The 8,303-nt window shown below is 44.4% G+C and carries 5 protein-coding genes; 1 reads left to right on the forward strand and 4 read right to left on the reverse strand.

The window, feature by feature from the left end:
* The first annotated feature begins 12 nt into the window (after positions 1-12).
* Complete coding sequence (locus AC5RDV_RS12420; RefSeq protein ID WP_282747375.1) at positions 13-2,454, forward strand: TlpA family protein disulfide reductase; 2,442 nt, start codon at positions 13-15, stop codon at positions 2,452-2,454.
* 120 nt (positions 2,455-2,574) lie between these two features.
* Here AC5RDV_RS12420 and AC5RDV_RS12425 read toward each other — a convergent pair whose 3' ends face one another.
* The 4 genes from AC5RDV_RS12425 to AC5RDV_RS12440 all read right to left on the reverse strand — a co-directional run bounded on the left by AC5RDV_RS12425 (position 2,575) and on the right by AC5RDV_RS12440 (position 7,530).
* Positions 2,575-5,697, reverse strand: a complete 3,123-nt coding sequence (locus AC5RDV_RS12425) for a fibronectin type III domain-containing protein (protein WP_282747377.1) — start codon at positions 5,695-5,697, stop codon at positions 2,575-2,577.
* Positions 5,698-5,968: 271 nt separating this feature from the next.
* Complete coding sequence (locus AC5RDV_RS12430) at positions 5,969-6,493, reverse strand: PIN domain-containing protein (protein ID WP_282747378.1); 525 nt, start codon at positions 6,491-6,493, stop codon at positions 5,969-5,971.
* The gene (locus AC5RDV_RS12435) at positions 6,456-7,190 is read right to left on the reverse strand and encodes an ImmA/IrrE family metallo-endopeptidase (protein WP_008627181.1); all 735 of its coding nucleotides are present in this window, start codon (positions 7,188-7,190) and stop codon (positions 6,456-6,458) included. The genes AC5RDV_RS12430 and AC5RDV_RS12435 overlap by 38 nt, the downstream gene beginning before the upstream one ends.
* A complete protein-coding gene (locus AC5RDV_RS12440) occupies positions 7,177-7,530 on the reverse strand; it encodes a helix-turn-helix domain-containing protein (protein ID WP_008627182.1) in 354 nt (117 codons plus the stop codon). The genes AC5RDV_RS12435 and AC5RDV_RS12440 overlap by 14 nt, the downstream gene beginning before the upstream one ends.
* Between the last annotated feature and the right edge of the window lie 773 nt (positions 7,531-8,303).

Below are 8,303 nucleotides of genomic sequence, written 5' to 3' on the forward strand. Positions count from 1 at the left end.
TAAAAAAACACAATGTACCAGATTTTCTCGGGGCATGACTTTGCCGAGTTTCAGAAACTGTGTAATTTTATGTCGGTTAATTTAGATAATTCCATGATGAAACACTTGAAACAGAAACTTATTGCATTGTTATGTGTTACGTTTGCCGTGGTCAGTGCTTGGGCAAACGATTCCGTGGTTTGGCACCATCCTGTGGTGGGCTATACCCATTCTATCGTAGAGGTAACCAAGGTGGTGCTCCATGCGGACCGCACGGAAGTGTCGTGCCATGTACATTACCCTTCAGGTTATTGGATTCAAATCCTGCGCACGACGGAATTGCAAACGGATGGCCGGAACTTTCCCGTAAGGGATGCTTCGGGCATTCCCCTTGGGGAACGGTACACTATGCCTGAGAGCGATGAAGTGGACTTTACGTTGACATTCGATGCCGTACCGCTTGGGACGGTAAAGATGAATCTGGTAGAACCGGGAGGATGGACGGTTTACAATATCCGTCCGGAGGATTATCGGCCCGAAGGGATGGAGGACACCTATTGGCGCGATGTGCGTACGGGAGATTGGTTTGTCGGCTTTTCCGGCGACGGCGTGATATACGACGGCAAGGTTTGGGACGTGGTGAGCCGGGATGAACGAAAAGACGGATGTGGACAATGGGTAATTGCCTATGACGGAGAGCAGCTTGCAGTGGAGGTGGGCAAAGAAAAACGCGGCACGCGTCGCATTACCGTGGGCAAGGAACCGTCCGTAGAGTGCAGCTTGATTACGGGGGCGGCGTTGCCTGACTATCCCGTGGAAGACCTGCGGGAGGGGTTCAAGGACAACGGTTACCGTGCGGACGACAGCGTGACCATCGTGGGCTGGATGAAGGACATGCCTGCCGAGGCGTGGGAGAAAGGGCGAAGCGTGGAAATATTACGCAACAACATCTTTACGGACAAACAGGAATCCTTTGTGGCAGCCATGGATTCGACCGGGCGTTTCTCTGTGCGCGTGCCGTTGGTCAACACGTCGGAAATCTATATCGACATAGGGCGGAAGGGTATTAACACGGTGGTGGAGCCGGGGGAGACTTATTTCCTGTTGCACGATTTCTCCACCGGCCATGTGCTTTTCATGGGAGAAGATGTCCGGTTGCAAAACGAATTGCAGACGCATCCTCCTTTGTACGTGGATGGTTATCTCCGGAAAGGGCAAGGGACGGTCGATGAATTCCGGATACAGATGGAGGAAAAGTACCGGCATGCGGTAGAGGAACTGTCACGACGTGTGGAGGAACATCCCAACCTTTCGCGGCGTTACCGTTACTATATGGAATCTTTTGTTTTGACAGGGTTGGGTCGTTCGATGATGCAGGCGCGGTTTGCGGTGCCCGGTTGGCAGTTGCCCGAAGATTACGTGGACTTTGTCCGGACGAAAGTTTGGCAGCGTCCTCCCAAACCCTATACACTTTGCCAGACTTTCAGCACGTTGATGAGGGATTATATAGACCATTCCTCAGAAGCGAAAGACAAGGTGAGGGGCGATGTTACATTCAATGCCTTCGAAAGTTTGCAGCAACGGGGTGAAATTTCGATGACGGAGGAGGAAGTAAATGCCGTGGAGGCTTATCAACTGGTTGTTAGGGATTTACAGGAAAAGCTGAATGCGGAGCCGTCGGATTCGTTGCGTCAACGCATGGTGGTGGAGTTTGGGAAAAGTGAGTTATCCCAACGTTTCATGTCGCTTGTTACACGTTTCGAGGACGTTTTAAATGAGGAGATATTGATAGATAACATAGATTTCTGGAAAGAAGACGCGGAATCGGTGGGGTGTGACAGTATTTTATGCCAAATTCATTTAGCCCGGAAGCTTTACGGGCTGATTGATAACATGCGGAAACCTTTGCCGGACAGGATGATGGCAAAGGCTGAATGGGGAATCAGGCTTGAGGGCGGATGGGACATCGTTAGCAGGGAACAAGAGAAGTACGTGTCTATCCAAAATCGGGACTTGTCCGACGTGAGCAGTCTGAGGTCGGCAGAAGACGTGAAGGACGTGACCGGCGGCGAGGCGTTGTTGCGTAAGCTCACGGAGCCTTATCGCGGCAAACTCGTGTTGCTCGACATTTGGGGTACTTGGTGCGGGCCGTGTAAGGAAGCCTTGTCTCATTCGCATGAACTGTTCGAGCGGATGCGTCCCTACGGCGTGGTGTTCCTTTACTTGGCCAACCGCTCTGCGGAAGATTCGTGGAAGAACGTCATCAAACAATATAACGTGGTAGGTGACAATGTGGTGCATTATAATCTTCCGGACGACCAACAACGAGCCATAGAACAATATCTGGGAGTGAACTGTTTTCCCTCTTACCGTCTTATCGGTGTAGACGGTCATGTGCTCGACGTAAATGCAGACCCTCGTAATCTGGACGCGTTGGAGGGACTGGTAAAACAGTTGGTTCTATCCGGGCAATAATCCGGTACGGATGACCAAAGGGCGAGGATAAAAACAAAAAGAAAGGGGGTGCCAGAAGGCTCGGTTTGATAGCCTCTCTTCCGGCACTCCCTTTTTGGGGGAATGATATTTCCGTGTGGGTTATTTCTTGATGACTTTGTGTACGATGCTGTTATCCGTCCCGTTGTGGAATTTGAAGATGTAAATTCCGGCAGGCAGGTCGGCAAAGTCGATAGTGCAGTTGCCTTCCGTCAAAGTCGTGCGACGCACACAGTTTCCGGCCAAGTTGAAGATGTCGGCTGTTTCATAGGTGTTACCTTCGATACGCAGCGAGCCGTTAGCATTGGGATAGAAGAGTGGTCCGTCTTCGTTTTTAGCTTGTCTGATGCCCGTGCCGTCTTTTATGGTGAACTGGATTCTCGGGGAAACCTCGTCATAGGAATCGTTAATGAACAGGGCACTGAAATAGTTTCCGGGTTCGAGCGTACCGGCTTTGATGCTCACGGTTCCTTCCGTGGCTCCGTAAGTGTAATAGAAACCGTCAAGCTCGTCCACGTTGGGGTCTTTGCCATCTTTGTAGACGCCTACCCAGTCTTTCGGTGTACCCGGACCGTCCTTGTAGTGGATGAGAATTGCTTCATCGGTGGAGAATTCCGTCTTGTCGGTAGACAGCGAAGATATGTCTTTGCCTACAGAGAAATAAACTCGTTCACGCGGTTCGAAGTACTGTCCCAAGGTGAAGTAATTCAAGAAATAATATCCTTTGGGCAGATCTTTCGCCAAAGTGAGTGTGCCTTCGGTGTTTCCGCCGAGGTAATCCCATGAGTCGGATGTATCAGCTGTGCCGGGAACTTCTCCCCGCTTGTAGATGCCGATCCAGTCGTTCTTCAGGCCCGGTGCGTTGGAGTAGGTCACCACGATGTCTTCTCCTTCTTCGAATTCGCTCTTTTCCAAACTGATTTGCGGTTCGGGACCGACATAGAACGGGATTCTTTCGCTGATTTCCGTATATCCCTCATCTTCAAATAGCACGGCATAGTATTCGTTGGTTTCGTCGATGGTGAAATTCATTGAACCGGATTGAGCCGGGGTATATTTCCATTTGTACGAAAGAACGGAATGCGGTTCTTCTCCTTTGCGGTAGATGCCGATCCATGCGTTTTGACCTTCAGGAGCATATTTGTAGTCGATGGTAATGGTCTCTCCCGGTATTACGCTTGTGTCCGTTATGGAAATGGAAGGCTTGCCTGCTATACTTCCTTCTACGGTAAACTGTCTGGTGTCTGACCATTCCGACCATTCCATATTGGTATCGCGGTATCTCATCCTTACATAATAGGTACCGTTTATCAGTTTGTTTTTCTCAATGGTAAGTTGGGTGATGTCTATATTTTCATTGAGGTCAATGGGGATGTGTAAGGGTTTCCCCGTAGAACCGTAAAGGTCTTCGACGTCGCGTACCTTGTTGTATTCTATGGTAGAAAAGTCTTGGTTGAGTGAGAATTGGTATTGTACGCTATTTAGTTGTTCATCCGTAGTGGTTTTATATGGACTTCCTTTAAACGTATAAGGCAGGGTGATGGTCTCTTCTGTTATTTCCTTGATTTCCGGCTTTTTTGGAGCAGCTTTACCCAAAGTGCGACTGAAGGAGTCTATTAGAATATTGTCCACTACCAGTTCCTTGTTACCGATGGCATAACACTCCGCTTTCATTTCTTTTTTATCGAAATCAAACTCCAGAATCTGGTAGCCCCAATAGTCAATGGTTTTTTGTACGTCATCGTAGTCTTGTTCGGAAGACATGCCCCACATTTGATCCCAAGAGGCAGCGCCGTTAATGATGTGATATAGCGGATAATCGGTCAACTGCCCCCTATGGTACAAATGGTGGTGACCTCCGTAGTTCAGTACGTGCTTCGGAGTCTCGGACAGAATGGGTATGATTTCATTTCTAACCCATGCCGAGATGTCACCAACGTATTGCTCAGCTTGGATAGGCCGATGGTTTACACTGATAATGAAGTCTACAGAATCGTCTTTTTTGGCAGCATCTACAATTTTTCTCACCCATTCTTTTTGGGCATCGCCGGTATGTTCAGTGGACAAAACAACGAAAAGGATACGGCCGGCTTGGTAGGCGTAATAGTTTTCCGTGCCACTGCTGATACCTTGGTAGGTAAGGTTCTCATAGTGGTAATGTGCGGCATATCTCTGCATACCCGGGTCGTTATAAGTTTCATGGTTTCCCACGGCTGTCATGATGGGGAGATAAGGTGACATGAGTTGCGATTTGAACAGGTGTATCTGTTCGTATTGGTCCAATGTACCTACGTCCACTTGGTCGCCGATATTCATAATCATGTTGATGTTTTCGGTAAGGTCGCCATATTTTTCTTCGATTTTACGTTGTGCTGCTTTCATTAGCCACTCATATCCGCTTCGGCTTTTGATTTGGTGATCACCCATTAACAGAATGCGCATGGGCTCATGGCTTTTGGGGGTCGGCATGGTGCGGAAATGGCATACTTTGCTTTTCTTGTCGTCACTGATAGCTTGGTAATAGTACACCGTGTTGGGTTGCAGTCCGATGAGGCGGATGGAGTTCCAATAATATGGGAAACCGTCTTCTGAAAGATTGTCAATGGTACCCTCTAAGGTCTGCGTCAGTTGGTCTTTTGAAGTTCCGTAAATGACTTTAGGGGTGTTTTCGAAAGAGGTTTTCCAACTAATCCAGATGGCGGTATCTTCCGCGCTTTGGAGGTAAGGTTTCGTCATATCGGCATAGCTGCCGGTTTTAGGCTCCACGGTCAGCCGGTGTGCCACGACTTGTCCACAGGCGTTTTCACCTTCGGCCGGTGTGTAGTAAATGTCAGCTTCGGAGTAATCTTTTCCTCCTATATTTATTGTCTCTCCCGGAGCAATGGTGTGGTCTTGTATGCTTTGCACGTAGCGGCAGAATTTTATAGGAGTCTCCAAGGTATCTTTGTGTTCATCGGTAAATGTTCTTATCAGGCGGACCGGGCTGTCTTGTGATAGAAAGGAAGATGAAATTTCGACGGTAGGTGTTCCTTGTCCCGATATGACTTTGCAACCGATAGGAGTCCTCCAATCGTAATGGGCGGCAGTTTCATTTTTGGGAGCCTCGAACGTGGACGTCTCATTGATTTTCATGACAGGGTTGCCTTCTATGCAGTCGGCTTGTGCCTGGGCATACCCGCAAATTGCTAACGAAAGCAACGGAAGTGTCAGCATTCTCTTTTTCATTCTTTTTTTCTTTTAAAGTTTATGTTGTCAAGTTTTGATGCAACAAAAATAGAGTAAACGTATTAAGAGCCAGTTGCGTTGCTTTTACATTCTTTTTGCAGGGTAGAAATACATCTGATTTCACGTAGAATCTTCGTAAACAGCGCCGTGCGACGGGCTTGTGAAGTAATATAGTTGAAATAAAACGGCTTGCGAATATCTTTCGTAAGCCGTTGATTTTTTATAGTAAAACATCTCTTTGTATCCTTCGTTTTTCCTAAGATGTGCGCAATTAGATTTGCACGGTGCATTTATATAGAGTTATATCAATAATAGGAAGCCTGCTTCCTGCATCATTTACAGCTTGCATAAATTCAGTACATTCTTGTTGTGTCATTTTCTTTTTGAGATAAGCGTAATACAGGAAGTCAAGAGTAGTCAGATAAGTAATACTATTTTGAGAACAATATTCTTTTATGTCCCTTAAATTGCTACTTCCTAAAACATCTTGGTTATCCCTGCAATAAATCATACAGGCACTTTCGCCTTTTCCCAATCTACGTTGTAATGAGAAGTATTCTTTCATAGATTCACCTTTAGGAGAAAAAGTCTCTTTTCTTAATTTTGAGAAATAACGAAGATAATTGTCAATGAGATTTCTTGTTTTAGAGTTCTTTGAAACTTCATTATAAACCACATCCAATACTATATATTCATATTCGGGGAATATATCCGGTAATAGTGAAAAGTTACCCGCTTCTATAAAATGGATAATCACATCAGCATCGAGTACTATTTTCGTTTTCTTGTGTCCCATTGATATTTATTTTACCGAGCAACTCCATATAATGGCTTTCCGAGATTTTCTCTTTATCGAATAAATTACGTGCTTTTTCTCCAAAATCACCGATAACCAAACCTTCATTTGCAGCTTCGTATAAAGCCGTATCATATCCGAAACATTTTGCAGAGTTTTTTACTCCTACTTCAGCAAATTGGGAACGTGTACTTTCTGAAATGAGGCCTATATTTAACAATCTATACAACAAGGCCGAACGAGAAACAGAGAAGTAATGTTCAAGTTTCAAAATTGTTGCCATAGAAATGCTTTTAGTCTTTAATTCATTCTCCGGTACCAGTTGGCAGATTCCGGATTCAGGCATTAATAATAAAGAAGCAAACATGTCGGCACTTTGTTCTACAAAGTTCTTGCTGTATCCGGGGTTGCATTTGTGCGGGGTAGGCTTTTCTTCTATAAACAAGTGATATAATTCGTGGGCAATTGTGAAATGCTGTCTTCCACGTGGCTGATTGGAATTGATAAGCATAAAACGATGCCCGGAATTGTCCTTTAAACACATGCCTGAAAAATTGTCAGACAGAGGTCTGAACACTGTAAGTATGTTCAATTTCAAAAGCAGACTTTTCAATGTGACAGGCTCGGATGCACTAAGCCCATTATCTGTGCGAAATGCTGATACTTGTTTTTCTATGATAAACTTATTCGGCTTCATTCTGTGCAATTCGTTCCATTTTAAGATATGATTTCACAATGTCCTTGAAATTTGCGATTTCTTTTAAGTCATTATCTTCCAAATCAGAAATTCTGAAAGCAGTAGCCATAATTTCATTATCAGCTTGGATATTATCTTCAAACAAAATGAAAGGTTCACAACCGAACATGTTTGAGATTCGTTCTAAAATATCATACGGAACTTCCCTAGTGCCTCCTTCATAATTACTATATGCAGAACGCTCAATCCCAATAGATTTGGCTATCTGTTCTTGTGTGAAGCCAGACAGCTCTCTAATCTTTTTTAGATTTTCTCCAATAATTTGATTTATCGTTCTCATGAGTGCCTCTTTTAGTTCTGTGGCAAAATTACTTTTAATTTATTATATAAACAAATATTGCCACGATTAGTTCGCTTATTTATAGTTATCTCTATAAATTTGAAACAACAGATTATAGAGAAGAAAGTCAAATCAAAGAAAAATTAGAGATGTCTGTACTTTATTTGTTGGCAAGCCATGTGCAGGCATGAATCAAGTTTGCGATATATTAAGGCGTATGAAAACAGGAAAATTGTGATGTACATACTTCTCGCTTGATTTTATTGCGAACAAAAGGGATAACTACCGGTGTGTAGCTTATTCCTTTTATTTGTATTATACTATCGGTGAAAAGCCTCAACCGATAAGGCAATAGTTATGAAAGAAACGAGATGGAATGTGGTACAATTTACCGATGTGTTTCGTTTATCATTGATTATCAGACTTCTCGGAACTGTGTGCAAATTGTGTGCAATGAACTTTTGTGTGTAAAGAAAAAGCCGCTACAAATTTCTTTATAACGGCTTAATTTTCTTTGCTTTATGTCTTGTGGACCAGCCTGGGCTTGAACCAGGGACCTCCAGATTATGAGAACGATAAGATGATGTTCTGTGATAGTCTGTTTTATTAATCTTTATTGAATATCAGTCAGTTGTAAAATCCGTCATTTACAATGAAACTCACTAAATCCCCCCTAACTGAAACCGTTTGTTTACGCATTGTTTACGCAGAATTTGAGAGATTGCATATTGCCGTTGAACCCATTAAGCATACAGTACTATTACTTTTATTAA

The organism is Paraprevotella sp. (assembly GCF_986071375.1).

Coding starts and splice junctions, on each gene's coding strand:
- AC5RDV_RS12420 (WP_282747375.1), top strand. CDS start 13: ATGTACCAGATTTTCTCGGGGCATGACTTTGCCGAGTTTCAGAAACTG.
- AC5RDV_RS12425 (WP_282747377.1), bottom strand. CDS start 5,697: ATGAAAAAGAGAATGCTGACACTTCCGTTGCTTTCGTTAGCAATTTGC.
- AC5RDV_RS12430 (WP_282747378.1), bottom strand. CDS start 6,493: ATGGGACACAAGAAAACGAAAATAGTACTCGATGCTGATGTGATTATC.
- AC5RDV_RS12435 (WP_008627181.1), bottom strand. CDS start 7,190: ATGAAGCCGAATAAGTTTATCATAGAAAAACAAGTATCAGCATTTCGC.
- AC5RDV_RS12440 (WP_008627182.1), bottom strand. CDS start 7,530: ATGAGAACGATAAATCAAATTATTGGAGAAAATCTAAAAAAGATTAGA.